General features: G+C 73.4%; 19 protein-coding genes and 1 tRNA gene. 11 read left to right on the top strand and 9 right to left on the bottom strand.

Translation table 11 applies throughout. The annotated features are described in order from the left end of the window. Nucleotides 1–64: 64 nt before the first annotated feature. The 7 genes from ACFXGN_RS11035 to ligD form a co-directional block, all read right to left on the bottom strand. Nucleotides 65–1540, bottom strand: a complete 1476-nt coding sequence (locus ACFXGN_RS11035) for a penicillin-binding transpeptidase domain-containing protein (RefSeq protein ID WP_384856394.1) — start codon at nucleotides 1538–1540, stop codon at nucleotides 65–67. After that, the gene (locus tag ACFXGN_RS11030; RefSeq protein WP_384856391.1) at nucleotides 1537–2916 is read right to left on the bottom strand and encodes an FtsW/RodA/SpoVE family cell cycle protein; all 1380 of its coding nucleotides are present in this window, start codon (nucleotides 2914–2916) and stop codon (nucleotides 1537–1539) included. The genes ACFXGN_RS11035 and ACFXGN_RS11030 overlap by 4 nt, the downstream gene beginning before the upstream one ends. Nucleotides 2917–3120: 204 nt before the next feature. Next, nucleotides 3121–4464: an ATP-binding protein gene (locus tag ACFXGN_RS11025; protein ID WP_384856388.1), complete on the bottom strand. Its 1344-nt coding sequence runs from the start codon at nucleotides 4462–4464 to the stop codon at nucleotides 3121–3123. Beyond that, the gene (locus ACFXGN_RS11020) at nucleotides 4461–5339 is read right to left on the bottom strand and encodes a hypothetical protein (RefSeq protein WP_384856387.1); all 879 of its coding nucleotides are present in this window, start codon (nucleotides 5337–5339) and stop codon (nucleotides 4461–4463) included. The genes ACFXGN_RS11025 and ACFXGN_RS11020 overlap by 4 nt, the downstream gene beginning before the upstream one ends. A 746-nt stretch (nucleotides 5340–6085) precedes the next feature. Further along, nucleotides 6086–8368 carry a PBS lyase gene (locus tag ACFXGN_RS11015; RefSeq protein ID WP_384856384.1) on the bottom strand — a complete coding sequence of 761 codons (2283 nt, stop codon included), beginning with the start codon at nucleotides 8366–8368 and terminating at the stop codon, nucleotides 6086–6088. Nucleotides 8369–9276: 908 nt separating this feature from the next. Next, nucleotides 9277–10200: a DNA ligase gene (locus ACFXGN_RS11010; protein ID WP_384856382.1), complete on the bottom strand. Its 924-nt coding sequence runs from the start codon at nucleotides 10198–10200 to the stop codon at nucleotides 9277–9279. Further along, nucleotides 10197–11081: a non-homologous end-joining DNA ligase gene (gene ligD / locus ACFXGN_RS11005; RefSeq protein WP_384856380.1), complete on the bottom strand. Its 885-nt coding sequence runs from the start codon at nucleotides 11079–11081 to the stop codon at nucleotides 10197–10199. The genes ACFXGN_RS11010 and ligD overlap by 4 nt, the downstream gene beginning before the upstream one ends. Nucleotides 11082–11140: 59 nt before the next feature. On the opposite strand from ligD, the gene ACFXGN_RS11000 reads away from it, so the two are divergent. Next, entirely contained in the window at nucleotides 11141–12235 is a 1095-nt protein-coding gene (locus ACFXGN_RS11000; protein WP_384856377.1) for a Ku protein, read from the top strand. Between the two features lie 101 nt (nucleotides 12236–12336). Here the strand turns inward: ACFXGN_RS11000 and ACFXGN_RS10995 are convergent, their stop codons facing one another. Together ACFXGN_RS10995 and ACFXGN_RS10990 are read right to left on the bottom strand one after the other, a co-directional pair. Next, complete coding sequence (locus tag ACFXGN_RS10995) at nucleotides 12337–13350, bottom strand: DUF5954 family protein (protein ID WP_384856375.1); 1014 nt, start codon at nucleotides 13348–13350, stop codon at nucleotides 12337–12339. 242 nt (nucleotides 13351–13592) lie between these two features. After that, nucleotides 13593–13664, bottom strand: a tRNA-Arg gene (locus ACFXGN_RS10990). A 111-nt stretch (nucleotides 13665–13775) separates the two neighbouring features. Here ACFXGN_RS10990 and ACFXGN_RS10985 point away from each other — a divergent pair. From ACFXGN_RS10985 to prfA, 10 genes are all read left to right on the top strand, one after another. Beyond that, on the top strand, nucleotides 13776–14285 hold the full coding sequence (locus tag ACFXGN_RS10985; protein ID WP_384856373.1) for a response regulator: 510 nt from the start codon (nucleotides 13776–13778) through the stop codon (nucleotides 14283–14285). 88 nt (nucleotides 14286–14373) lie between these two features. After that, nucleotides 14374–15378: an ArgS-related anticodon-binding protein NrtL gene (gene nrtL / locus ACFXGN_RS10980; protein ID WP_384856370.1), complete on the top strand. Its 1005-nt coding sequence runs from the start codon at nucleotides 14374–14376 to the stop codon at nucleotides 15376–15378. 11 nt (nucleotides 15379–15389) lie between these two features. Continuing rightward, the gene (gene lysA, locus ACFXGN_RS10975) at nucleotides 15390–16781 is read left to right on the top strand and encodes a diaminopimelate decarboxylase (protein WP_384856367.1); all 1392 of its coding nucleotides are present in this window, start codon (nucleotides 15390–15392) and stop codon (nucleotides 16779–16781) included. 146 nt (nucleotides 16782–16927) lie between these two features. Further along, entirely contained in the window at nucleotides 16928–18226 is a 1299-nt protein-coding gene (locus ACFXGN_RS10970) for a homoserine dehydrogenase (RefSeq protein ID WP_384856836.1), read from the top strand. A gap of 6 nt (nucleotides 18227–18232) precedes the next feature. Then, nucleotides 18233–19303 carry a threonine synthase gene (gene thrC, locus ACFXGN_RS10965; RefSeq protein ID WP_384856366.1) on the top strand — a complete coding sequence of 357 codons (1071 nt, stop codon included), beginning with the start codon at nucleotides 18233–18235 and terminating at the stop codon, nucleotides 19301–19303. Between the two features lie 287 nt (nucleotides 19304–19590). Beyond that, nucleotides 19591–20508, top strand: coding sequence for a homoserine kinase (gene thrB / locus ACFXGN_RS10960; protein WP_384856363.1), 918 nt, complete (start codon nucleotides 19591–19593; stop codon nucleotides 20506–20508). A gap of 423 nt (nucleotides 20509–20931) precedes the next feature. Then, complete coding sequence (gene rho, locus ACFXGN_RS10955) at nucleotides 20932–23022, top strand: transcription termination factor Rho (protein WP_384856360.1); 2091 nt, start codon at nucleotides 20932–20934, stop codon at nucleotides 23020–23022. Nucleotides 23023–23227: 205 nt separating this feature from the next. Continuing rightward, nucleotides 23228–24325 (top strand): LCP family protein, encoded by a 1098-nt coding sequence (locus ACFXGN_RS10950; protein ID WP_384856358.1) that lies wholly within the window; start codon nucleotides 23228–23230, stop codon nucleotides 24323–24325. A gap of 263 nt (nucleotides 24326–24588) precedes the next feature. Further along, a complete protein-coding gene (gene rpmE, locus ACFXGN_RS10945; RefSeq protein ID WP_125661789.1) occupies nucleotides 24589–24813 on the top strand; it encodes a 50S ribosomal protein L31 in 225 nt (74 codons plus the stop codon). 97 nt (nucleotides 24814–24910) lie between these two features. Beyond that, nucleotides 24911–25987: a peptide chain release factor 1 gene (prfA, locus tag ACFXGN_RS10940; RefSeq protein WP_384856355.1), complete on the top strand. Its 1077-nt coding sequence runs from the start codon at nucleotides 24911–24913 to the stop codon at nucleotides 25985–25987. Nucleotides 25988–26027 lie beyond the last annotated feature (40 nt).

Here is a 26027-nt window from a genome sequence, read left to right as displayed (position 1 = left end):
AGCCGAGGGGACGCGCACGGCGGGCCCCGTCCCTCCGGCCGCGTTCCCCTCCGGGGGCCCCGCCTCACCGCCGGTCCTCCGCTTCGAGCCGCAGTGCCTCCTCCATCACCGACCGGGCGACCGGGGCCGCGCTGCCGCCGCCGCTGATGTCCGTGCGGGAGGCCTCCGCGTCCTCCACGACCACCGCGACCGCGACCGAGGGCCGGGCCGAGTCCTCGGCCTGGGCCCAGGCGATGAACCAGGCGTACGGGGTCCCCGTGTTGCCGAAGCCGTGCTGCGCGGTGCCGGTCTTGCCGCCGACCCGGGCGCCGGGGATCGCCGCGTTGGTGCCCGTGCCGTCCACGACCGCCTTCACCATCAGCTGCTGGAGCCGGAGCGCCGTCGAGGGGCTCATCGCCTGCCGGTAGCCGCGGCGGGCGGTGCGCTCCACCGTCGTCCCGCCGGAGGTGGTGGTCCGGTCGACGAGGTACGGCTGCGCGATCTCGCCGTTGTTGGCGACCGCCGCCGCCACCATGGCCATCTGGAGCGGGGTCGCCGTCGTGTCGAACTGCCCGATCGACGACAGCGCGAGCTGGTCCGGGCTCATCCGGCGGTCGAAGTTGGACTTCGCCACCCAGGAGGGCACCCGCAGCCCCGGGTCGTTGAAGCCGAACTTCTCCACCGCCTCGACCATCCCGCTCAGCCCCACCTTCACCCCGAGCCCCGCCATCACCGTGTTGCAGGACCACTGGATCGCCTCGGACAGCGAGGCGTCGCCGCACCCCGTGGCCTCGTTGGGCAGCACCTGCCGGGTGCCGGGCAGCACGAACGGGTCGGGGGTGTCGGTGGGTGCGTCCACGTCCCGCACCACCCCCGAGTCCAGGGCCGCCGCAGCCGTCACGATCTTGAACGTGGAGCCCGGTGGATACGTCTGCCGCAGCGCCCGGTTCAGCATCGGCCGGCCGGGCGCGGTGTTGAGCCGCCGCCAGGCGCCCTCGACCTTCCCGCCGGTGCCGGAGAGGAGACCGGGGTCGTACGAGGGCGAGCTGACGAGTGCCAGGATCCGTCCGCTCGACGGGTCGACGGCCGCCACCGCGCCCCGCTTCCCGGCCAGCCCCCGGTAGGCGGCCTCCTGCATCGAGGAGCGGATCGTCGTCACCACGTCCCCGCCGGGCTGGCGGCCCCGGGTGAGTTCGTTCCAGAGCGGCAGCGGCGCCAGCATCGGGTCGGTGCCCGCCAGGACCGCGTCCTCGGCGTTCTCGACGAGGGTCGTGCCGTACGTCTGCGAGGAGTAGCCGGTGACCGGCGCGTACAACGGGCCCTGCGGGTAGGTCCGTTCCCAGCGGAGCTGCTGCCCGCTGTCCCGGGACGCCGTCACGGACTTCCCGTCCACCAGGATCTCGCCGCGCGGCTGGGCGTACCGGTTGATGGCGATCCGCCGGTTGGCCGGGTCGTCGTCGAGCGAGTCCGCCTCGAAGACCATCACACGGGCCGCGTTGACGAGCAGCGCCACGAGCAGCACGAGACAGAAGGCGGCGGCCCGCCGCGCGTACCGGATCACGAGGCACCCTCCTTGACGGGCGCGAGCGTCCCGGTGTCGGCGGAGTCCGGGCCCGGCGCGCGGGCGGAGTCGCTGACGCGGATGAGGAGCGCGACGATCACCCAGTTGGTGACCACGGACGAACCTCCCTGGGCCAGGAACGGCATCGCCATGCCGGTCAGCGGGATCAGCCCCATCACCCCGCCGGTGATGACGAAGACCTGGAGCGCGACGATCGACGCGAGCCCGATGGCGAGGAGCCGTCCGAAGGGGTCGCGCAGCGAGAGCCCGGCGCGGTAGCCGCGCGCGACGAGCAGCGCGTACAGCATCAGGATCGCGGTCAGGCCGACGAGCCCCAGTTCCTCCCCGGCGGTCGCCAGGATGAAGTCGGACTTGGCGGCGAAGCCGATGAGGACGGAATGGCCGAGACCGAGGCCCGCGCCGAGCATCCCCCCGGCGGCGAAGGCGAACAGCGACTGCGCGAGCTGCCCCGGCCCCTGGCCCGCCCGGATCGAGGCGAAGGGGTCGAGCCAGTCCTGCACCCGGCTGTGCACATGCGGTTCGAGCGAGCCGACGAGGAAGGCTCCGGCGGAGGCGAGGACGAGCCCGACCGCGATCCAGCCGGTCCGCCCGGTCGCCACGTACAGCATGATCACGAAGAGGCCGAAGAAGAGCAGCGAGGTGCCCAGGTCCCGTTCGAGGACGAGGACGCCGACGCTCAGCAGCCAGATCGCCACCAGGGGTCCCAGCACCCGCCAGGTCGGGAACTGGAGCTTCCAGAACCGGCGGCCGGTGTACGCGAGCGCGTTGCGGTTCGCGGCCAGGTAGGCGGCGAAGAAGACGGCGAGCAGGATCTTGGCGAACTCACCCGGCTGGAAGGAGAAGCCGCCGACCCGGATCCAGATCTTGGCGCCGTTCACCGCCGGGAAGAAGATCGGCAGGATCATCAGGGCGAGCGCGGCGGCCACCGACACGTACGCGTACCCCTGGAGGGCGCGGTGGTCGCGCAGCAGCAGCACGACCAGGATGAAGAGCGCCACCCCGAGCGTCGACCAGACCAGTTGCGTGGCCGCCGCCGGGTCGCCCGGCGTCTCCAGGTCGAGGCGGTAGATCAGCACCAGACCGAGGCCGTTGAGCAGGACCGCGATCGGCAGCAGCAGCGGATCGGCGTACGGGGCGCGGAACCGGACCACGAGGTGCGCGACGAGCGACAGCAGACCGAGCCCGGCGCCGTACCGCAGGGCGTCGGGCGGTACGGCCCCGCTCCGGGCGAGGCCGACCTCGGCGTAGCCGTAGACGGAGATGAGGACGGCGCAGACGAGGAGGGAGAGTTCCACGCCGCGGCGCTTCGGGATGCGTACCCCGGGCGGGGGAGCGTCCGGGCGCGGTGCGGTCATGGCCGCAACGTAGCAAGCGCCATGCGCTATGTCCCTTTTGTTTGACGGTGTGCCGTGCGGCGTGGCGTGGTGGGGTGTGTGGCGTGGCGCGGTGGGGCGTGGAGCGGAGTGCGGTGCGGTGTGAGGTGCGCGTCGCGTGGTTCTGGCCGTACGGGAACGGCGGGTGCGCCGGGTGCGCCGGGTGTGCCGGGGGGTGTCGGGGTGTCAGTCCCCGGGGCCCGTTCCCGGGTCGGTCTCCGGCGGCGGGGTGTCCTCGGGGAGGCTCAGCAGGGCCTCCGCGCCGCCCCCGTCGGGCGCGGTGAACCGCAGCCCGGCGCCGATGACCTCCGCCTGGCCCGCCGCGATCGTCAGACCGAGACCGTGCCCCTTGCCCCGGCCCTCGGTGCGGAACCGCTGCGGCCCCGACTCCAGCAGGTACGCCGGGTAGCCGGGCCCGTGGTCGCGGACGGACACCACCGGGCCGTCCACCGTCACCACCACCGGCGGGGCCCCGTGCCGGTGGGCGTTGGCCACCAGATTGCCCAGCACCCGTTCGAGACGCCGCCGGTCGGTCTCCACCATCGCGTCCCGGACGATCCGCACCTCCGTGTCGGTGCCCGAGGCACGCACCACCCGCTCGGCGAGCGGGCCCAGTTCGTGCACGGCGAGGTCCACGGTCTCGTTGCGGGCGTCCAGCCGGGAGATCTCCAGCAGGTCCTCGGTCAGCGCGCGCATCGCCCGCACCCGGTCCCGCACCAGCTCCGAGGGCCGCCCCTCGGGCAGCAGTTCGGCGGCGGCCGAGAGCCCGGTCAGCGGGGTGCGCAGCTCGTGCGCCACGTCGGCGGTGAACCGCTGCTCGCTCTGCAGCTTGCGCTGGAGCGAGGAGGCCATCGTGTCCAGTGCCCCGGACACCGTGGCCACCTCGTCCTGAGGGCGGCCGGGGTCCTTCGTACGGGGGTCGTCGACGCGCGCGTCGAGGTCACCGGCGCTGATCCGGCGGGCGACCTGGGCGGTCAGATGGAGCCGCCGGGTGACCCGGGTGACGGCGAACGCGCCCACGAGGAGCGTCGCGCCGATGGCGAGGCCCGAGGAGCCGACGATCGAGCGGTCGAGGGCGTCGATCGTCCCGGCGCTCTGCGCGTAGTCGACGCGCACGGCGAGGGCCCGGCGGCCCGCGTGCCCCCTGGCGGGTTCGTTCGTCGGACCGGCGGCGGGACCGTCGGCCGGGCCGTCCGCCGGGCCCGCCGCCCACATCGTGGGACGGCCGCGGTCGTCAGCCACCATCGTGCCGCGCTCGCCGCGCAGGGCGAGCGCCCGCAGGGAGGCGGGCAGCCCCTCGGGGTCGAGCCCGGCGAACCGGGGCAGCGGCTCACCCGCCTCGTACAGCCTGCTGACGTCGGTGAGCCGCGCGAGTGCCTTCTCGCGCGCGTCGTTCACGGTCTGCCCGGTCACGGAGACGTGCACGAGGACGCCGAGCAGCGCCGCGAGGGCGCAGCACATCACGGCGATGAAGAGGGCGGCCTTCCAGGTGAGCGTCGCGGTCCAGGCGGGCAGCCGGGGGGCCCTCACGGGGCGGACCCGTGCGGGGTGGCGCCCCCGGACGACGACGGCGACGGCGCGGGCGGGTAGCCGGTGTCCCCGGTGTCCGTCGCGTCGGCGGCGTCCCCGGCGCCGGGCGCGGCGGCCGGTCCGCGCGGACCGGGCGTCGGGGCGGGCGTCGGGCTGACCAGCCGGGGCGCGGGCGGGGTTGGCGGCCCGGTGCCGGGGGGCTTCACCCGGACGATCTCGTCCCGGGTGGGCAACATGCTGTGCTGCTGCTCGTCCCAGGACCAGGCGGTGCGGTACTCGTACCCGGGGATGCCCGCCGAGCCGACCCGCAGGATCAGGTCCCGGCCGGCCACCTCCACGCTGATGACCTGGTCGACGGTGGACATGATGCGGGTGAGCCCGCCGTTCTCGGCGAGGTAGACGCGCACGCCGACCTGCTGGTCCGGCATCCGGATGCCGACGATCAGCTCGTCCCGTCCGTTCCCGGTGAGGTCGCGGTAGTACGGCCGCAGGACGGGACAGGCGGCGGGCGAGGTCTCGCAGTTCTCGATGGCGCGCGCGGTCTCCTCGTACATCCCGTCACCGCCGGTGTACGTCCCCGGCCGGGCGCGCACCTCGGCGCGGACCACGGCCACCGGGTCGACGGAGTGCGCGTCGTTGTCGGGCACCCGGACACCGGGCACCCGCTCGGTGTCGTTCTTCCCGTAGTCGACCGGCGGGTTCGTGACGGGCGGCAGATCGGGCCACAGCCGTACGGGCCCCACGGCGACGGGCGTGGCCCCGGCGCTCTTGAGCCCGCCCTCGCCCCGCCCTCCGCCGCACCCGGTGAGCGCGAGCGGGAGCAGGAGGGCGCAGAGCGCCACGACAGCGGCGATCTGCGGTCCGCGCGGGTTCACGGCGGGCTCCTTCGGGTCGGGGGGTGGGGGCCGGGGGTCGGAGGTCGGGTGGAGGGACGGAGGACGGACGGCGGGTGGTGGACGGCCGGGACGGGCGCCAGGCCGACCGGGACCGGCCACCGGCCGGAACCGGTGGTGGCCCGCGATCGGCCGGACGGCCGATCACCCGGATCGGCCGACCGCTCGGTTCGTCCGGTCGGCGTGACCGCCCGGACGGCCGTCCGTCGGATCGGTCGCACCGGGTCGGTCGCACCTGACCGGTCCGCCGCCCGGTAGGGACCACTGTCCACCACCCGTCCGGTACGGCCGGTCGTCCCGACCGGTTCGCATCGGCCGGAGGGCGGGGCCGGTCCACCGCCGTCGCGGCTGGTCCGGCGCCCGGCCGTGCGACGGGTGACGGGCGCCGGGCGCCGGGCGCCGGGCCCACCGGGTCCCGGTGGGCTCACCGGGACCCACATGGACCGGCGCTGATCGGCAGTGATCGGGTGTGATCGGCGGGAGGCCGACCGGGCGAGGGCTTTCGCCCCCTCCCAGTAGACCTTATGCGGAGGAAAGTCCTTTTCGTCTCTCGGGCCCGTCCGCAGTCGCGGGACCGCTTTCCGTGCCGCCCCTCCGTACCCGCCCAGCCCTGGCCGTACCCGCCCGGCCGTCTCCGTACCCGCCCGGCCCCGCCGTATCCGGCCGAACGGCCTCCGTCCCCGCCCGGTCCTGTCGGAACCGGCCGCGGCTCCGGGTCCGCGATCCCCTCAGTACCCGCCCCGCTCCATCCTCGCCAGGGCCGCACGGCACAGGGTCAGCAGTTTCTCGTCCTGGTGGATGTCGTGGCTGCCCGAGGCGCCCTCGCGGGCGTTGTGGCGGCGGCGCCGGGTCAGCTCGGTGAGGATCACCAGCTGCGCGTCCTTCGCCGCCGGGCCCATCTCCGCCAGGCACTCCGCCACGTCCACGCGCGCGTGCCGGTTCTCCTCCCAGGCCGCGAGCAGCACCGGAAGCGCCTCCGTCGCGTCCCCCGACACCCGCCAGAGCGCCGCCGCGCACCGGACCCGGACCCACAGGTCCCGCGAGGCCAGGCCGGGCCTGAGGAAGGCGGCCGACGAGGCCGCCGCCGGGCCGATCTCGCCGAGCGCCTGCGCCGCCGCGCACCGGTCGGCCCCGGTGGCCCCCGGCCGCAGCCACCGTTCCACGGCGGGCAGGGCCGCCGCCAGGTCCCCCTCGGCCGCCCACAGGGCCCGCGCCGCCGTGGTGGCGACCGTGGCGGAATCCGCGTCGAGGAGCCGCCGTATGTCCGGTACGGCCTCCCGGGCCGCCGGGCCGAAGGCCGCCAGCGTCCGCAGGGCGGCCTCCCGCACCCAGTCGCGTCGGTTCTCGGGCGCCCCGCACAGCACCCGCAGCACCTCGGGGACGGCCTGGGAACCCCGTACCGCCGCGAGCGCGTACAGCAGCGGCGCCGCGCCGTCGTAGAGCCGTTCGTCGAGTGCCACCTCGGCCAGACGGCGGCGCAGCAGCGGCGCGAGCATCGACGCCGAGGGCCCCAGGCCGTCCATCGCGTACAGCAGCTCCCGCCGCACCTCGGGCTCCTCCAGGGCGCGGGCGAGCAGCGGCACGGCCCGGGGGTCCCCGGCGCGGGCCAGCGCGAGCAGCGCGCCGTCCCGCCCGGAGCGGCCGACGAAGGGGCTCGGCCCGCCACCGGTCCGGCCGAGCGGCCCGAGCGGACCGGGATCGGCGTCGGGGCCGAATCCGGGGTCCGAGTCAGGGACGGAGCCGGGGTCGGCGTCGGGGTCGGCGGAGCCCGGACCCGGGGGGCCGACCAGGGCCGTCCCGTAGGGCAGGGGGGCGGCGGGCCCGCCGGTCCGCCCCCGCCCGTACGCCCGGGAGCCGCCCGCCGGGCCCGTCGCGAGACGGGCGGCGAGCGCGTCGGCGGCCGGGGAGCCCAGCTCGAACAGCCGCTCCAGGAAGGTGGTGGCGGCCTCCCTGAGCCGGGGCTCGGGGTCGTGGAGCTGCTCGCCGACCAGCCGCACGACCTCCTCGTACCGCCCCCGCCAGACCCGTATCAACCCGCCGCACAGCCAGATCGCGTCCGAGCGCTGCCCCCAGTCCGGGCTGCGCAGCTGCGCCAGGATCAGCGCGATCCGGTCGTCCACCCGGTCGTCGAGCGCCGCGTGCAGGGTCCTCAGCAGCTCCTCGGTCCAGGGCGCGGGCCGCCCCGCCGCGTGCTCCTCCAGGAGTTCGCGGACCTGCCCGATGAGCGTCGGCGAGGCGGTCCGCCCGCCGCCGGGGACGGCCGCCTGCCGGGCGTTCGCCCTGATCTCCTCCAGCAGCCCGGTCACCCACGGCACCACGTCGTCGGGGATGTCGCCGGGCGCGCAGCGCGCCCGCTGGGCCAGGGCCGCCAGCCGCAGCCCCGGGTCCTGGGCCGCACGGGCCAGCCAGTCGAGCCAGTCGACGGTCTCTGCGCGTAGCGAGGCGTGCCGCAGGGCGATCCGCCCGAGCGCGGCGACCAGGGCGAGCCGCACCTCGGTGTCCCGCTCGACGGTGAGCCGCTCCCGGAGCAGGGTCAGGACGCGGGCGGGCTCGGGGTGCAGCGAGGCGAGGGCGCAGGGCGCGGCGAGCCGCACCTCGGGGTCGGGGTCGGAGACGAGACCGAGGAAGACGTCGGCACCGGCGGCGATGGCCGCGGCGGCCATCGCGTAGTTGGCGGCGGGGATGAACTCGTCGTCCTCCGGGTCGAGCGCGTCCAGCTCCTCGTCGTCGTCCAGCTCGATCCCGCCGATGCTGGTGAGCAGTTCGACGAGGGAGCCCCGTTCCTGCACCCCGGGGTCGGCGACGAGTTCGAGGAGGAAGGGGATGCAGGCGAGCGTGGAGTCGTACACATCGCCCTGGTGGTGCACGGAGCCGTACATTCCGTCGAGGGCGGCCTCGCGCTCGGCCGGATCGCCTGAGGCGAGTCCGCGAAGCAGCTCCGGCACGTCGTCCGCGGGGCCGTACGCGTGCCCCAACGAGGCCCAGTCGACCTCCTCGATCCCCGTCAACATGCCAAGGCCGCCTTCCCCGTGAGCGCTGTACCAGGCAGCAAGTGTGCACCACGGGACGGACAGCAAGGCCTTACAAACGACAGCGTTCCCACCGGGGAAGCCGAGTTGCGGCCTCTTTGCGCCATGTACGGTACGGAGCCCGTCAGTTGCGCTCCGTTGCGGCCTCCGGGGCCTTCGGAGCGGCTTCCGGAAGGGCCGGACGGCCCTGTTCCGGACCCCTTCCCGACGTCCGGCGGCGCCGTCCGCCGCTCGTCCTCCGGCACCGTGGTCCGGACCGGCCGGGGATCCCGGGCGGAGGAACCGTACGGGCCCCGGGGCCGCCGGACCCGACTCCGGCCGCCCACCGGGCGGTCGCACCGGTCGCGCCGACGGTGCGCGGCGCGGCGCGGCCCGTCCCGATGATGTGCGGGAACGGGGTGCGGGCCCGCCCGGACGGCGGAGCGCCCGAGAGGCCGCGCGGGGCCGCCGGGGCGGGCGCGCGGCCCCGTCCGGAGGGGCGCGCGCGCCCCCGTCCCACGGAGGCCCGGCGTCCGGCCCGGACGGCCGCCCGGCAGCGGGGGACGCGGGTCCGGACCGCCTCCCGGACCCCCCGCCCGCAGCGCGGACCGGCGCCCGCCCGCTCCCGCGCGCGCCCCCGGACGCACCGGCTTCCCCCACCCGGAAACGGGGCCCGGACGGCGAGGAACGCCGTTCTTCCCCGAACGAGTGACCACGGACTGGCCGGAACGGTATCCGGGCCGGTTTGGACGACGAAGGGGTGATCGCGTGGAGGCGGGGCCGATTCGGCCGCGCAGCGGAACGATCCGGCCGGGGGTCCGGCGGAGGGGGTCCGGTGGGGCCGGTGGGGGTTTTCCACCGAGAACCGAGAACCGAGAACGGAGAGAGGTCCCCTACGGGTGTCCCGGAGGTCACTTCGAGCGGGGGCCGTCCCCCTCCTCCGCCCGGACCCGGACGAAGGCCGCGACGTCCTGCCGCTGCCGTCCCGCGCGCCGCCGTACCTCGACGGGGACGGGCGGGTCGATCCGGCGGACCGGACCGTGCTCCGGATCCTCGGTGAGCGGCCCGGCGCGCGGGGCCGTCAGCGCGCCCACCTCGTGCGCCTGCGCCGGAGTGAGCCGGGGCGAGGTGGTCACCGTACGCTCGTCGGCGAGCCGTACGAGCAGGGCGCGGGGCCGGTCCGGCGGGCCGAGGACGCCGAACAGGGTGCCGTCGGTGGTGTCGGCGTACCGGACCTTCCGCCAGGCCCAGGTGGCCCCGGACCGGTAGACGGAGTCGAGCCGTTTCGCGACGATCCCCTCGACGCCGGTGTCCCGCAGGTCCCGGTACCAGTCGCGGGCGGTCCGCTCGTCGGACGTGGCCAGGACGCGCTGGAGCGGGGGCCCGGTCTCGCGCAGGGCCGCGCCGAGCAGCTCCCAGCGGTCGCGGAGCGGCAGCCCCCGCACGTCGAGACCGGGCACGGCCAGCAGGTCGAAGGCGACGTACGAGACGGGCACGCCGTCCCGGGCGCGTTCGGCGGCGGGCCGGAGCAGGTCGGTGAAGCTCAGCCGCCCCTCGCGGTACGCGCACAGCTCGCCGTCGAGCACGATGCCGGGCGGCAGCCCGTCGCGCAGGTGCGCGGCGATGCCGGGGAAGTCGGGGGCGAGGTCCCGCCGGGACCGTGCCTGGAGGACGACCCGCCCGTCACCGAGGATGAAGGCCAGCGCGCGGAACCCGTCGAGCTTGAGCGAGTACTGCAGGTCACGGGGTGGTTCCTGCTGTACGGGGAGTTCGTCGGCGGGCCGGGGCCGCATGACGTCCACGGGCGGAAGGAGCGCGACGGCGTCCGCCCTCATGGCAGGACCCCCGCCCGTCCGGGGGCGAAGAGCGGGGCGAGGAGGTCCCCGTACCGCTCCACCCGGGGCGCGATGTCGTCCAGGAGGAAGGTGAGGGACCCGGGGTCGGCGCAGTCCCCGACCTCCTCCCAGGTGACGGGGGCGGAGACGGTGGGCAGGGGCCGGGCCCGCAGGGTGTAGGGGGCGGCGGTGGTCTTGGCGGCGGCGTTCTGGCTGTGGTCGACGAAGACCTTCCCGGGCCGCAGGGCCCGCGCCATCCGGTGCACGACGAGCCCCGGCAGGGCCACCTCCGCCTCGACGGCGAGCCGCCGGGCGTACGCGGAGACCCGCGCGGAGGGCGTCGGCGCCAGCGGGACGAGCAGATGCAGTCCCTTGGCGCCGGAGGTCTTCGCCCAGGCCTCCAGACCGTCCCGCGCGAGCCGTTCCCGCAGGTGGAGGGCGACCCGGCAGCATTCCACGACGGTCGCGGGCGGGCCGGGGTCCAGATCGAGGACCAGCCGGTCGGCGACGGCGGGGGAAGGGGACCGCCACTGGGGCGTGTGGAACTCCACGACCAGGTTCGCCGCCCACATCAACGAGGCCAGGTCCTGGACGAGCACCTGCCGGGCGCCGGGGGCGTCGGAGCGGGGCACGGGGGCGGTCCTCACCCAGGAGGGTGTGCCGGGCGGCGGATTCTTGCTGAAGAACAGCTGCCCGTCGGGCCCGTCCGGATACCGCAGGAACGACACCGGGCGGTCGCGCAGATGCGGCAGGATCACGGGCCCGACGGTGGCGTAGTAGTGGAGCAGCTCGCCCTTGGTGGTGCCGGTGGCCGGGTGGAGCACCTTGCCCAGATTGCTGAGCGCCAGCCGCCGGCCCTCCACCTCTGTGATCGGCGTCATACGATGAGAATCCCACGATTCGTACCGGTATGCGGCGGTCGGGACCGAGAGGAAGAACCGTGCGATCCATCTGGAACGGAGCCATATCCTTCGGCCTGGTCAGCATCCCGATCAAGCTGGTGAACGCCACCGAGAGCCACTCCGTCTCCTTCCGGCAGATCCACGCGGAGGACGGCGGACGCATCCGCTACAAGAAGGTGTGCGAGCTGGACGGCGAGGAGGTCCCCCCGGCGGAGATCGGCCGGGCGTACGAGGAGGGCGACGGGAGCATGATCCCGGTCACCGACGAGGACCTGGCCGCGCTGCCGCTGCCCACCGCGAAGACGATCGAGATCGTGGCGTTCGTACCGGCGGGCGAGATCGATCCGCTCCAGATGGACGCGGCGTACTACCTGTCGGCGAACGGCGTCCCCGCCGCCAAGCCGTACACCCTGCTCCGCGAGGCGCTCAAGCGCAGCGACAAGGTGGCGGTGGCGAAGTACGCGCTGCGGGGACGGGAACGGCTCGGGATGCTCCGGGTCGTCGACGACGTCATCGCCATGCACGGGCTGCTCTGGCCGGACGAGATCCGCGCCCCGGAGGGCGTGGCCCCGGAGACCCCGGTGAGCGTACGGGACGCCGAACTCGACCTGGCGGACGCCCTGATGGCCACGCTCGGGGAGGTGGACATCCACGGTCTGCATGACGACTACCGGGCGGCGGTCGAGGAGATGATCGCGGCGAAGGCGGAGGGCGGCGAGGGCGTCCAGGCGCCGGAACCGGGGGAGGAGCAGGGCGGCGGCCAGGTCATCGACCTGATGGCGGCACTGGAGAACAGCGTGCGGGCCGCGAGGGAGGCGCGGGGCGGGGACGCGGTGGTGACGGAACTGAAGCCGCGCGGGAAGCCCGCCGAGGGGGAGGCGGAGCCGAAGAAGGGAACGGCGAGGAAGACGACGGCGGCCACGAAGAAGACGGCGGCGAAGAAGGCGACGGGGGCGAAGAAGTCCACGACGACGAGGAAGAAGACGGCGGGGACGGGGGCGCCGACGAGGGCGAAGGCGGGGACGGAGGCGACTTCGACCGCCTCCTCGCCCCCTCCCCCTTCCCCTCCTTCTTCCTCTTCCTCCTCCCCGACTACGAGGAAGAAGGCTCAGGCGCGCAAGCGCAGCGCCTGAGGGAAGCGGAGGGGGTTCGGGGCCCGGCGGGTGGAAATGGAATGGGGAAATGAAGGGGGCGCCCGGCTCGAAGGACGCGGAGAAGGGGGCGCCCGGCTCCCTTACGTGTCGTAGTGCAGGGTCCCGTCGTCGTCCATGCGGGGATGCATGGGGGAGGGGTCGTACTCGTCGACGTCGGAAGGGCGGGGCCCTTCCGGTCCGTCGGGTCCGAAACGGACCATGCGCTCCACCCGGCAGATCCTGAACTCCCGCCCGTCGACCAGGGCTTGGTCGGAACTCCCGGCGGCACGGAACAGCTCACCGGCGCGCCGGTACCGCTCCCGCTTCTCGTCGCCCCACTGGTAGATGCGGGCCCACAGATCGGTGAGGTCGTCGTAGAGCGTGCGGCGCGCGTCGTGCGGGCTCGGTTCGAGACCGCCGCACGGCACCCAGCCGGAGCCCTCGCGCTCGACGATGCCGAAGGTGACCGGGAGCATGGCGACGTCGGGATGGGTGCTGACCGCCTTCTGGGAGTCGTCGCGGACCCCGGCCGGGTAGCGCTTCCCGGTGTACCGGAAGTCCCGCATCCCGAAGCGCAGGGCTTCCGCCATCGGCCCCCGCATCCCTTCGGGGTCGAAGACGACACCGGTGTCGGGGCAGCGCCCGGGGGTGAGGCGCCGCTCCCACACCCGGAACACCGGCTCGGGGTCGGTGGGGCGGGGCGGTTCGAGCCCGTCGTCACTGGAACGCGCGAACTCGTCGCCCCGGATGACCCGGTACCGCAGCCCGAGGACGTCGAGTTCGTTCACGCGCTCCTGGGCGAGGAGGTCGACGGCGTCCATCAACGCGCGCCGCTCGACGGGCTCGTCGGTCTCGTCCTTGGCCCGGAAGAAGAAGTGCGACTGCAGACTGTCCCGGGTCTCCTGGGGCATCCCCGACCGCACGGGCAGGACGATCTCCCAGGGCCCGCCGGGCTCCTGCGCCGCGACCCCGAAGAGGGCGCCGCGCACGCTCAGCCCCGGGTACTTGACGGCGGCCTCGGCGGCATCGATCTCGGTCACCCAGGCAACCGGATCCTCCCTCTCCACGAGCCCCGCCCGCGCCGCGTCGAGCCGTTGCTTCCAGTCCTCGTCCATGCGCGCATTGTGTCCACGACCCCCACGGCGAATCCCGAAAACGACCGATCCACCCCGCCACCGAGTGAACCTGACCGGAAACGAACGGCCCCTGGCGAGCCAGCCGCCGCCCCTTCCGAACGCCTGCACGAAAACCCTCTACCCCGCCCCGAACCTGACCGGCGTGGCAGCCGCACATACGACAAGACCCCGTACTCAGCGTTTCCACTGACTACGGGGTCTGTTCGGCACTTCTCGCGAAGTGCCCCCGGCAGGATTCGAACCTGCGCACACGGCTCCGGAGGCCGTTGCTCTATCCCCTGAGCTACGGGGGCGTCCGCCCTGTTGTGCGGCGACGGGTTGAACACTACCAGCTCACGAGGAGTGGCTGTGAACAGGTATTTCCGGGGCGTCACCGAGGGGGTGGTCCCCCGCACGGGGCAGAAGTGGGCAAAACCCGGACGCGGCCAGTCGGGGCGGCCTACTCTCGTCGTGTGTCAGGCGTGTCCGGTCGGGTGCTCGTTGTCGACGACAACAAGGTGATCCGGCAGTTGATCAGGGTCAATCTCGAACTTGAGGGGTTCGAGGTCGTGACCGCGGCCGATGGTGCCGAGTGTCTGGATGTCGTGCACCAGGTCCGTCCCGATGTGGTCACCCTCGACGTCGTCATGCCCCGCCTGGACGGCATCAGGACCGCCGAGCGGCTCCGCGCCGACCCCCGCACCCGGCATCTGCCGGTCGCCGTCATCAGCGCCTGCGGGGAGCACGAGGTCCCCGGTGTCGACGCCTTCCTCGCCAAGCCGTTCGAGCCCGTGGAGCTCGTCCGGGTCGTCCGCCAGCTGATGCACCGCGAGCGGCGCGACCGGCCCGAGGCCACCGGGACCGACGGGGGAGAGGACCCCGCCGCTGCCGGGGACCGCTGCCAGTGCCCCCGGCCCCAGGACCTCCTCCAGTAGGAGGGACCCGGTGGTACGGAACCGCCCGGTGTCCCGCATGGCGAAACCGGTTCGCGTTCCGACCCCCCTCCTCCCCTAGGCTTGACCCGTGACCCCCGCGGACCTCTCCCTCACCGTGCTGCGCGCCGTGCGCCGTGCGGTCGACGACGGTGCGCTGCGGGTCGACGTACCCCCCGGGGTGAAGGTCGAGCGCGCCCGGCCCGGCGGGTCGGGCGAGTACGCCAGCAACATCGCCCTCACCCTCGCCCGGCCCGCCGGCCGCACCGCCCTCGACGTCGCCGGAATCCTGCGCGACCGGCTCAGGGACGCCCCCGGTGTCCGGACCGTGGAGATCACCGGGCCCGGCTTCCTGAACTTCAGCCTCCGCGCCGACGCCGCCGGTGACCTCGTCCGCGCGGTCCGGGCCGCCGGAGCCGAGTACGGACACGGCGCCGCCCTCGCCGGGACCGCCGTCCGGTTCGCCGAGCCCACCGAGCCCCGCGCCGCCCTCGTCACCGGGACCGTCGTACGACTGCTCCGCGCCCAGGGCGCCGACGCCGGATCCGGCGGCACCGAGCGGATCCACGTGGTGCCCGGCGCGTACGACCCGGACACCCTCGGCACCGACGCCGCCCGCTGGGCGCTGCTCCGCGCCGCGCCCCACGACCGGCCGCTCGACGGGCCCCCGCTCCTCGTCCAGCACGAGCGCAACGGGCTCTTCCGGGTCCGGTACGCGTACTCCCGGGCCCGGCGGCTGCTCGTCAACGGCGCACAGCTCGGCGTCCTCCCCTCGCACGACTCGCACGACTCGTACGACTCGCACGACTCGCACGACGACGTGGCGCCCGTCGAGGCGTCCGCGCTGCTCGACGGCCTCGGCGACCACCCCGTCGTCCTCCTCGCCGCCGCCCGCCACCGCGCCCCCGACCGGGTCGCCCGGCACCTGGAGGGCATCGCCGACGCGCTGCTCGCCTTCCAGCACACCGTCCTGCCGCTCGGCGACGAGAAACCCTCGGCCGCCCACCGTTCCCGGCTCGCGCTCGCCGAAGCCGCCGGGACGGTGCTCGCCGGTGGCCTCTCCGTGCTCGGCATCAGCGCACCCGATCGGATCTGAAAGAGCCAGCCATGAGCCGTTCCGCCCACCCCGCGGGTCCCCGTCACGCCGATGTCCTCCCCGAGGGCCACTACACGGCGCCGCCCGCCGACCTCAACGCCCTCGACCCCAAGGTGTGGTCCCGGACGGTCGACCGGGACGAGCGGGGGATCGCCACCGTGGGCGGTCTGCGGGTGACCGACCTCGCCGAGGAGTTCGGGACCCCCGCCTATTTCCTCGACGAGACCGACTTCCGGGCCCGCTGCCGCGCCTGGGCCGAGGCCTTCGGCCGGGACGCCGACGTGTACTACGCCGGAAAGGCGTTCCTCTCCAGGGCCGTCGTCCGCTGGCTGCACGAGGAGGGCCTCAACCTCGACGTCTGCTCCGGCGGCGAACTGGCCACCGCGCTCTCCGCCGGAATGCCCGCCGAACGCATCGCCTTCCACGGCAACAACAAGAGCGAGGAAGAGATCCGCACGGCCGTCGGGGCCGGAGTGGGGCGCATCGTCCTCGACTCCTTCCAGGAGATCGTGCGCGTCGCCCACATCGCGCAGTCCCTCGGCAGGCGCCAGCCGGTGCAGATCCGGGTGACCGTCGGCGTCGAGGCGCACACGCACGAGTTCATCGCGACCGCGCACGAGGACCAGAAGTTCGGCATCGCGCTCGCCGGGGGACAGGCCGCGGAGGCGGTCCGCAGGACACTGGAGCTCGACGGGCTCGAACTCACCGGCATCCACTCCCACATCGGCTCGCAGATCTTCGACATGGCGGGCTTCGAGGTCTCCGCGCGCCGCGTCGTCGGCCTGCTCGCCGAGATCCGCGACGAGCACGGGGTGGAACTGCCCGAGATCGACCTGGGCGGCGGCCTCGGCATCGCGTACACCTCCGAGGACGACCCGCGCGAGCCGCACGAGATCGCCAAGGCGCTCGGCGAGATCGTGACGCGCGAGTGCGAGGCCGCCGGGCTCCGCACCCCCCGGATCTCCGTCGAGCCCGGCCGCGCGATCGTCGGCCCGACGGCCTTCACGCTCTACCGGGTCGGCACGATCAAGCCGCTCGAAGGACTGCGGACGTACGTCAGCGTCGACGGCGGCATGTCGGACAACATCCGCACCGCCCTCTACGACGCCGAGTACAGCGTCGCCCTGGTCTCGCGGACCAGCGACGCCGCGCCGATGCTCTCGCGGGTCGTCGGCAAGCACTGCGAGAGCGGTGACATCGTCGTACGGGACGCCTTCCTCCCCGCCGACCTGGCCCCCGGCGACCTGCTCGCGGTGCCCGCCACCGGCGCGTACTGCCGCTCCATGGCCAGCAACTACAACCACGCGCTCCGGCCCCCCGTGGTCGCCGTCAGGGACGGCGCCGCACGGGTCGTCGTGCGGCGCGAGACGGAGGAAGATCTCCTGCGTCTCGACGTCGGATGATGAAATAGTCGAGTGATGAAATAGATGTCTCAGGATCCGGACGAGGGGCGGAAACCCCCGTCCGGTGAGTGAGACTGGTTCCACCGTAGAGAGCCGTGGCGACACGGCCGCAGGGATACGAAGCAGGACGGGAAAGAGGTCGGATGATGCGTACGCGTCCGCTGAAGGTGGCGCTGCTGGGCTGTGGAGTGGTCGGCTCAGAGGTGGCGCGCATCATGACGACGCACGCCGACGACCTCGCCGCGCGCATCGGCGCGCCGGTCGAGCTCGCCGGCGTGGCGGTCCGCCGCCCCGACAAGGTCCGCGGCGGGGTCCCCGCCGAGCTGATCACCACGGACGCGACCGCCCTGGTGAAACGCGGCGACATCGACGTCGTCATCGAGGTCATCGGCGGGGTCGAACCGGCCCGCACCCTCATCACCACCGCCTTCGAGCACGGCGCCTCCGTCGTCTCCGCGAACAAGGCGCTGCTCGCCCAGGACGGCGCGACGCTGTACGCCGCCGCCGAGAAGAACGGCCAGGACCTCTACTACGAGGCCGCCGTCGCGGGCGCCATCCCGCTGATCCGCCCGCTGCGCGAGTCCCTCGCCGGGGACAAGATCAACCGGGTGATGGGCATCGTCAACGGCACGACGAACTTCATCCTCGACAAGATGGACACCTCCGGCGCCGGCTACTCCGAGGCGCTCGACGAGGCCACCGCCCTCGGATACGCCGAGGCCGACCCGACCGCCGACGTCGAGGGCTTCGACGCCGCCGCCAAGGCCGCCATCCTCGCCGGGATCGCCTTCCACACCCGCGTGCGCCTCGACGACGTCTACCGCGAGGGCATGACCGAGGTCACCGCCGCCGACTTCGCCTCCGCCCGGCGGATGGGCTGCACCATCAAGCTGCTCGCCATCTGCGAGCGGGCCGCCGACGGCGGCTCCGTCACCGCGCGCGTGCACCCCGCGATGATCCCGCTCAGCCACCCGCTCGCCTCCGTCCGCGAGGCGTACAACGCGGTCTTCGTCGAGGCGGAGGCCGCCGGGCAGCTCATGTTCTACGGCCCCGGCGCCGGTGGCGCCCCGACGGCCTCGGCCGTCCTCGGCGACCTCGTCGCGGTGTGCCGCAACAAGCTCAACGAGGCCAACGGCCCCGGCGAGTCCGCGTACACCCAGCTGCCCGTGAGCTCCATGGGCGAGGTCGTGACGCGGTACCACATCAGCCTCGACGTGGCCGACAAGCCGGGCGTCCTCGCCCAGGTCGCGACGGTCTTCGCCGAGCACGGCGTATCCATCGATACGGTGCGCCAGCAGGGACGTCAGGACGGAGGCGGCGGGGCATCGCTCGTCGTCGTCACCCACCGCGCGCCCGACGCCGCCCTCTCGGGGACGGTCGAGGCGCTGCGCAAGCTCGACACCGTGCGCGGTGTCGCCAGCATCATGCGTGTTGAAGGGGAGTAAGGACCCATGACCCACAAGGGCACCCACCAGTGGCGCGGCATCATCGAGGAGTACCGGGACCGCCTTCCGGTCACGGACACGACGCCGGTCATCACGCTCCGTGAGGGCGGTACGCCGCTCGTACCCGCTCAGGTCCTCTCCGAGCGCACGGGCTGCGAGGTGCACCTCAAGGTCGAGGGCGCCAACCCCACCGGCTCCTTCAAGGACCGGGGCATGACCATGGCCATCACCCGGGCCAAGGAGGAGGGCGCGCGGGCCGTCATCTGCGCCTCCACCGGCAACACCTCCGCGTCCGCCGCGGCCTACGCGGTGCGCGCCGGGATGGTCTCGGCCGTCCTGGTGCCGCAGGGCAAGATCGCGCTCGGCAAGATGGGCCAGGCCCTCGTGCACGGCGCGAAGATCCTCCAGGTGGACGGCAACTTCGACGACTGCCTGACGCTGGCCAGGACCCTCTCCGAGAACTACCCGGTGGCGCTGGTCAATTCGGTCAACCCGGTCCGCATCGAGGGCCAGAAGACCGCCGCCTTCGAGATCGTGGACATGCTCGGCGACGCGCCCGACATCCACGTCCTGCCGGTGGGCAACGCCGGAAACATCACGGCGTACTGGAAGGGGTACCGCGAGTACGCCGAGGACGGTCTCGCGACGCGCCGTCCCCGCATGTGGGGCTTCCAGGCCTCCGGCTCCGCCCCGCTGGTGCGCGGCGAGGTCGTCAAGGACCCGTCGACGATCGCCACCGCGATCCGCATCGGCAACCCGGCCTCGTGGGACTACGCGATCGCCGCGCGCGACGAGTCGGGCGGCTTCATCGACGAGGTGACGGACCGTGAGATCCTGCGCGCCTACCGCCTGTTGGCCGCACAGGAGGGCGTGTTCGTCGAGCCCGCCTCGGCCGCGTCGGTCGCCGGTCTGCTGAAGGCCGCCGAGCAGGGCAAGGTCGACCCCGGGCAGCGGATCGTCTGCACCGTCACGGGCAATGGCCTGAAGGACCCGGACTGGGCCGTCGCGGGCGCCCCGCAGCCGGTGACCGTGCCGGTGGACGCCGCCGCCGCGGCCGAGCGCCTCGGCCTGGCCTGATCCCACCCCCGCCCAGGGGAAAACCGCTGATCGAAACCCGATCAGGAACGTACATAGGCGCACAGGTTGGCACGCGACACGCATCGTGCGCCTCCTGTGCGCCCTATGTCGCGGCAGAACCTTCCTTCGGTAGGCTGTACCGAACCCGCCCCGCCGCATATGCGCGGTGTCCTTGCCGTTGTCGCCTCCGTGGCCGAAACGGCCCCCGGGTTTCCCGAGTACTTCCCGCCGACGTACCCGCTGTTCCAGAACCCCCCGTTGCCGCAGTCAAGGAGAGTCATCGAGCGATGGCCGGTCCCGCGTTCCGCGCCGCCGCCGTACGGGTGCGCGTCCCCGCCACCAGTGCCAATCTCGGTCCGGGCTTCGACGCCTTCGGCCTGTCGCTGGGCCTCTACGACGACGTCGTCGTCCGTGTCGCCGACTCCGGGCTGCACGTCGACATCGCCGGTGAGGGCGCCGGGACGCTCCCGCGCGACGAGAACCACCTGCTCGTACGCTCCCTGCGCACGGCCTTCGACCTGCTCGGCGGACAGCCGCGCGGCCTGGAGGTCGTCTGCGCCAACCGCATCCCGCACGGCCGGGGCCTCGGCTCCTCCTCCGCCGCCATCTGCGCGGGCATCATCGCCGCCCGCGCCGTGACCATAGGCGGGGACGCCCGTCTCGACGAGACGGCCCTGCTGGAACTGGCCACCGAGATCGAGGGCCACCCCGACAACGTCGCCGCCTGTCTGCTCGGCGGCTTCACCCTCGCCTGGACCGAGTCCGGCGCCGCGCGGGCGATCAGGATGGATCCCTCGGATTCCATCGTTCCGGTGGTTTTCGTCCCCGGGAAGCCGGTGCTGACCGAGACCGCCCGAGGACTCCTGCCGCGCACCGTCCCGCACGTCGACGCCGCCGCCAACGCCGGACGCGCCGCCCTCCTCGTCGAGGCCCTGACCCGCCGCCCGGAGCTGCTGCTCACGGCCACCGAGGACCGGCTGCACCAGGAGTACCGGGCCCCGGCGATGCCGGAGAGCATCGCCCTGGTGAACCGGCTGCGCGCGGACGGCGTCCCCGCGGTCATCTCCGGCGCGGGCCCCACGGTCCTCGCGCTGGCCGAGCACGGGACGGCCGACAAGGTCGCCCGACTGGCGGGCGACGGCTGGGCCGCGAACCGGCTCGACCTCGACGCCTCCGGGGCGAGCGTCCTGCCGCTGGCGCCCTGAAGAACGCGCGACGGCCGGACGCCGGGCGGCGTCCGGCCAGGAGATTGCCGGTGAGGGAGAGGGGGAATGTTTGTTGGAGCCGGTAGTGTTAACCTCATGTCTGCACCCGACCTCTTTGTGGAGCGGTGCGGAGTGTCCCTATCAGGGACCACCCTTCTTCCGGGAGCCTCCCCAACTGCCTGAGCAGCCTGCCTGAGCAGTTTCGAGCACGCTCCGGAACCGGCACGACACCCCTCGCTCTTCTTTCGCGTGAGGGCCGAGCAGGGGGCGCTCGGGCCGGACCCACAGCACGTTTTCTCTCTTCCGCCGTACCCGGCGGGACCATCGCCCCGGACACGGTCCACCGAAACACGGGACCGCTCCGGACAGCACAACCGGTCGCCGAGCCAGAAGGCCGACGTCCGCTCCAGGGAAGGACCCTTCGTGAGCGACACCACCGATCTGATGGGCGTGACTGCCGACAGCACTGTCGACACCACCGCGCCCGCCGCAGGTGCTGCCACCAGCACCGCACGGCGCCGCCGCTCCGGCACCGGCCTCGACGGCATGGTCCTGGCCGAGCTGCAGCAGGTCGCGTCCGGCCTCGGGATCAGGGGCACCGCGCGGATGCGCAAGAGCCAGCTGATCGAGGTCATCAAGGAGGCCCAGGCGGGCGGCGGCTCCGCCGCGCCGGCCAAGGCAGCCGACACGGCCGAGACCAAGCCGAAGCGCCGCGCCGCCGCCAAGACCCGTACGGCCGACACGGCGGCCGAGACCGCCGCCCCGCAGCCGGAGAAGGCCGAGAAGGCCGTCGCCCAGCAGCAGATCGACATCCCGGGGCAGCCCGCCGGCACCTCCCGGGACTCGGCCGACGAGCAGCCCGCGGGCGAGCGCCGTCGCCGTCGCGCCACCGCCCCCGCCGGTTCGCCGGAGGGCGAGAAGGCCGAGGCGGCGCAGGCCGTGAAGACCGAGACCCGCACCGAGGCCAAGGCCGAGGCGGGCACCGACACCAAGGCCGAGGCCGCCGTGGACGGCGCCGAGGGCCGCGGCCGTCGGGACCGTGGCGAGCGGGGCGAGCGCGGCGAGCGCCGTGACCGCCGTGACCGTCAGCGCGACCGCGCCAAGGGCGACGAGCAGCAGGGCGCCGGTCAGGGCGGCCAGCGCCAGCGTCAGGGCGGCGGCCAGGGCCAGGGCGGCGGCCAGGGTCAGGGCCAGCAGGTCCAGAGCCAGGGCCAGAGCCAGGGCGGCGGCCAGAGCCAGCAGGGCGGCCAGCAGGGCCCGCAGGACGACTACGACGACGAGGGCGGCCGTCGTGGCCGCCGGGGGCGTTACCGCGACCGCCGCGGCCGTCGTGGGCGCGACGACTTCCAGGCCGGTGAGCCGCAGGTCGCCGACGACGACGTCCTGATCCCCGTCGCGGGCATCCTCGACATCCTCGACAACTACGCGTTCATCCGGACCTCGGGCTACCTGCCCGGCCCGAACGACGTGTACGTCTCCCTCGCCCAGGTCCGCAAGAACGGCCTGCGCAAGGGCGACCACGTCACCGGTGCCGTGCGCCAGCCGAAGGAGGGCGAGCGCCGCGAGAAGTTCAACGCGCTCGTCCGTCTGGACTCGGCGAACGGCATGGCGGCCGACTCGGGCCGTGGCCGTCCCGAGTTCAACAAGCTGACCCCGCTCTACCCGCAGGACCGGCTCCGTCTGGAGACCGACCCGGGCGTGCTGACCACGCGGATCATCGACCTCGTGTCGCCGATCGGCAAGGGCCAGCGCGGTCTGATCGTGGCCCCGCCGAAGACCGGCAAGACCATGATCATGCAGGCGATCGCCAACGCGATCACCCAGAACAACCCCGAGTGCCACCTGATGGTCGTCCTGGTCGACGAGCGTCCGGAAGAGGTCACCGACATGCAGCGGTCGGTCAAGGGCGAGGTCATCTCCTCGACCTTCGACCGTCCGGCCGAGGACCACACCACCGTCGCCGAGCTGGCCATCGAGCGCGCCAAGCGCCTCGTGGAGCTGGGTCACGACGTGGTCGTCCTGCTCGACTCCATCACCCGTCTGGGCCGCGCGTACAACCTCGCGGCGCCCGCCTCCGGCCGCATCCTGTCCGGTGGTGTCGACTCGACCGCGCTCTACCCGCCGAAGCGGTTCTTCGGTGCGGCGCGCAACATCGAGGACGGCGGTTCGCTGACCATCCTGGCCACCGCGCTGGTCGACACCGGCTCGCGCATGGACGAGGTGATCTTCGAGGAGTTCAAGGGCACCGGCAACATGGAGCTCAAGCTCGACCGCAAGCTCGCCGACAAGCGCATCTTCCCGGCCGTCGACGTCGACGCCTCGGGCACGCGCAAGGAGGAGATCCTCCTCGGCAGCGACGAGCTGGCCGTCACCTGGAAGCTGCGTCGTGTGCTGCACGCGCTCGACCAGCAGCAGGCGATCGAGCTGCTGCTCGACAAGCTCAAGCAGACCAAGTCGAACGGCGAGTTCCTGCTCCAGATCCAGAAGACCACGCCGGGCGGCAACAACGACTGAGGCGAGAGCCGCGTCACACCCCGGAAACCGGGCCCCGGGCCCGTAACCCCGTCGTGACCTGCGCAAACCACCGCTCCCCCCGTGTCCGCACGGGGGGAGCGGTGGCGTTTCCGGGCAAAGCTCACCCAAACCTGACAGGTCCCCGTGCAACCCTTTCGGCCGCGTCACCGTCACACATGGTGAACCGAAGGCCCGAGGGAAGACGATGACCGAGCAGACCAAGAGCGGCCGAATAGGCGGCGCGGGCGGCGGGCGACGCCGCAGGGCGTCCACCCGGCGGCGGCGCGGGACTATGATCCTGCTGTCGGCGCTCGCCGCCGCGACGGTCCTCGGCGGCGCCGGAGCCGGATACGTCTACCTCAAGCTCGACGGCAACATCGAAGCCGTCGACATCAACGCCAGACTGGGCACCGACCGCCCCCGGAACGCCGACGACGGCTCCCTCGACATCCTCGTCCTCGGCTCCGACTCCCGCTCCGGCGACAACGGCGCCTACGGCAAGGACGAGGGCGGCGCCCGCTCCGACACCGCGATGGTCGTCCACGTCCACGAGGGCCACAAGAAGGCCAGCGTCGTCTCGATCCCCCGCGACACCCTCGTCGACCGGCCCGCCTGCACCGACGACCGCGGCGGCGCCGTCCCCGCCGAGCACCGGGCCATGTTCAACACCGCCTACGAGGTCGGCGGCCCCGCCTGCGCCGTCAAGACCGTCGAGGCCATGTCCGGCATCCGCATGGACCACTACATCGAGGTCGACTTCACCGGCTTCCGCAAGCTCATCGACGAACTCGGCGGCGTGGAGATCACCACCACCCGGCCCATCAAGGACGCCAAGAGCCACCTCGACCTCGCCCCCGGCACGCACGTCCTCGACGGCGAGCGGTCCCTCGGCCTGGTCCGCACCCGCAAGAGCGTCGGCGACGGCAGCGACCTCGGCCGCATCCAGCTCCAGCAGGCCTTCATGAAGGCCTTCGTCGAACAGGTCAGGAGCGTCGGCGTGCTCACCAGCCCGAAGAAGCTCCTCGACCTCGCCGACACCGCCACCAAGGCCATCACCCCCGACTCCGAACTCGACTCCGTCAAGGAACTCGCTGCCTTCGCCGGGAGCCTCTCCGGCATCGACGCCGGAAACGTCCACATGGTCACCCTGCCCGTCGAGTACGACCCCCGGGACCCCAACCGGGTCGTCCCCCTCGAAGCCCAGTCACGGCAGGTCTGGACGGCCCTGAGGAAGGACCTCCCGATCCCCGCCTCGGCCACGAAGGACGCCGCCACCGGACAGGCCGACGGCATCGTGAAGTGACCCCGCCGCCCCGGGAGGCCCCCGGGGAGCCCCGGACGGCCTCCGAGGGGCCCCGGACGGCCTCCGAGGGGCCCCGGACGGCCTACGGGGAGCCCCGGACGGCCCTCGGGGGGACCCCCGGGGACCCCCGGGGGAATACCTCCGGCCCGACCCCGGTTTGGGGAGATGCGGCCGGTCCTGGCAGACTGGTACGTCGGCCCCGGTTCACGTGTGCCGCAATCCGCGGCGGCGACCCGGAGCCCTCCCGGAACATAGGAGACACCTTGAAGCGCGAGATCCACCCCGAGTACGTCGAGACCCAGGTCAGCTGCACCTGTGGCGCGTCGTTCACCACCCGGAGCACCCTGACCGACGGCACCATCCGTGCCGAGGTCTGCTCCGAGTGCCACCCGTTCTACACGGGCAAGCAGAAGATCCTCGACACCGGCGGCCGCGTCGCCCGCTTCGAGGCCCGCTTCGGCAAGGCCGCCGGCTCCGCCAGCAAGTAGCGAGCCCCTGCGCCGGTCCTCGGTCGCCCCGCGCGGGTGGCCGGGACCGGCGCTTTGGCGTCCCCGTAGCAACTGACGAAAAAACCAGGAGCCCCCGATGTTCGAGGCGGTCGAGGAACTGGTCGGCGAGCACGCCGGCCTTGAGACGAAGCTCGCGGACCCCTCCGTCCACGCCGACCAGGCGAACGCGCGCAGGCTCAACAAGCGCTACGCCGAGCTGACCCCGATTATCGCCGCGTACCGGTCCTGGAAGCAGACCGGCGACGACATCGAGACCGCCCGCGAGCTGGCACACGACGACCCCGACTTCGCCGCCGAGGTCAAGCAGCTGGAGAAGGACCGGGAACAGCTCACCGAGAAGCTGCGCCTGCTCCTCGTCCCGCGCGACCCCAGCGACGACAAGGACGTCATCCTGGAGATCAAGGCCGGAGCGGGCGGCGACGAGTCCGCGCTCTTCGCCGGCGACCTGCTCCGCATGTACCTCCGGTACGCCGAGCGCGTCGGCTGGAAGACCGAGATCATCGACGCCACCGAGTCCGAGCTGGGCGGCTACAAGGACGTCCAGGTCGCCGTGAAGACCAAGGGCGGCAACGGCGCCACCGAGCCCGGCCAGGGCGTCTGGGCGCGCCTCAAGTACGAGGGCGGGGTGCACCGCGTGCAGCGCGTGCCCGCCACCGAGTCCGCCGGCCGCATCCACACCTCCGCCGCGGGCGTGCTCGTCACCCCCGAGGCCGAGGAGGTCGAGGTCGAGGTCCACGCCAACGACCTGCGCATCGACGTCTACCGCTCGTCCGGCCCCGGCGGCCAGTCGGTCAACACCACCGACTCCGCCGTCCGCATCACCCACCTGCCGACCGGCATCGTCGCCTCCTGCCAGAACGAGAAGAGCCAGCTCCAGAACAAGGAGCAGGCCATGCGCATCCTGCGGTCCCGGCTGCTCGCCGCCGCGCAGGAGGAGGCCGAGTCCAAGGCCGCCGACGCCCGCCGCAGCCAGGTGCGCACCGTCGACCGGTCCGAGAAGATCCGTACGTACAACTTCCCCGAGAACCGGATCTCCGACCACCGCGTCGGCTTCAAGGCCTACAACCTGGACCAGGTGCTCGACGGCGAACTGGACCCCATGATCCAGGCCTGCGTCGACGCCGACTCGGCCGCCAAGCTCGCCGCGGCGTGAGTCCGGCGCCCGTCCCGTAAGCCCCACCCCGCACCACGGA

It is taken from the genome of Streptomyces sp. NPDC059247 (assembly GCF_042754005.1).
Lineage (GTDB): Bacteria > Actinomycetota > Actinomycetes > Streptomycetales > Streptomycetaceae > Streptomyces.
This window is presented reverse-complemented; position numbering and strand designations above follow the sequence as displayed.

Excerpts from the sequence above, each read along its gene's own strand:
- ACFXGN_RS11030 (WP_384856391.1), bottom strand. The coding sequence starts at position 2,916 with ATGACCGCACCGCGCCCGGACGCTCCCCCGCCCGGGGTACGCATCCCG.
- ACFXGN_RS11015 (WP_384856384.1), bottom strand. The coding sequence starts at position 8,368 with ATGTTGACGGGGATCGAGGAGGTCGACTGGGCCTCGTTGGGGCACGCG.
- ACFXGN_RS11010 (WP_384856382.1), bottom strand. The coding sequence starts at position 10,200 with ATGAGGGCGGACGCCGTCGCGCTCCTTCCGCCCGTGGACGTCATGCGG.
- ligD (WP_384856380.1), bottom strand. The coding sequence starts at position 11,081 with ATGACGCCGATCACAGAGGTGGAGGGCCGGCGGCTGGCGCTCAGCAAT.
- ACFXGN_RS10995 (WP_384856375.1), bottom strand. The coding sequence starts at position 13,350 with ATGGACGAGGACTGGAAGCAACGGCTCGACGCGGCGCGGGCGGGGCTC.
- lysA (WP_384856367.1), top strand. The coding sequence starts at position 15,390 with ATGAGCCGTTCCGCCCACCCCGCGGGTCCCCGTCACGCCGATGTCCTC.
- ACFXGN_RS10970 (WP_384856836.1), top strand. The coding sequence starts at position 16,928 with ATGCGTACGCGTCCGCTGAAGGTGGCGCTGCTGGGCTGTGGAGTGGTC.
- thrC (WP_384856366.1), top strand. The coding sequence starts at position 18,233 with ATGACCCACAAGGGCACCCACCAGTGGCGCGGCATCATCGAGGAGTAC.
- thrB (WP_384856363.1), top strand. The coding sequence starts at position 19,591 with ATGGCCGGTCCCGCGTTCCGCGCCGCCGCCGTACGGGTGCGCGTCCCC.
- ACFXGN_RS10950 (WP_384856358.1), top strand. The coding sequence starts at position 23,228 with ATGACCGAGCAGACCAAGAGCGGCCGAATAGGCGGCGCGGGCGGCGGG.
- prfA (WP_384856355.1), top strand. The coding sequence starts at position 24,911 with ATGTTCGAGGCGGTCGAGGAACTGGTCGGCGAGCACGCCGGCCTTGAG.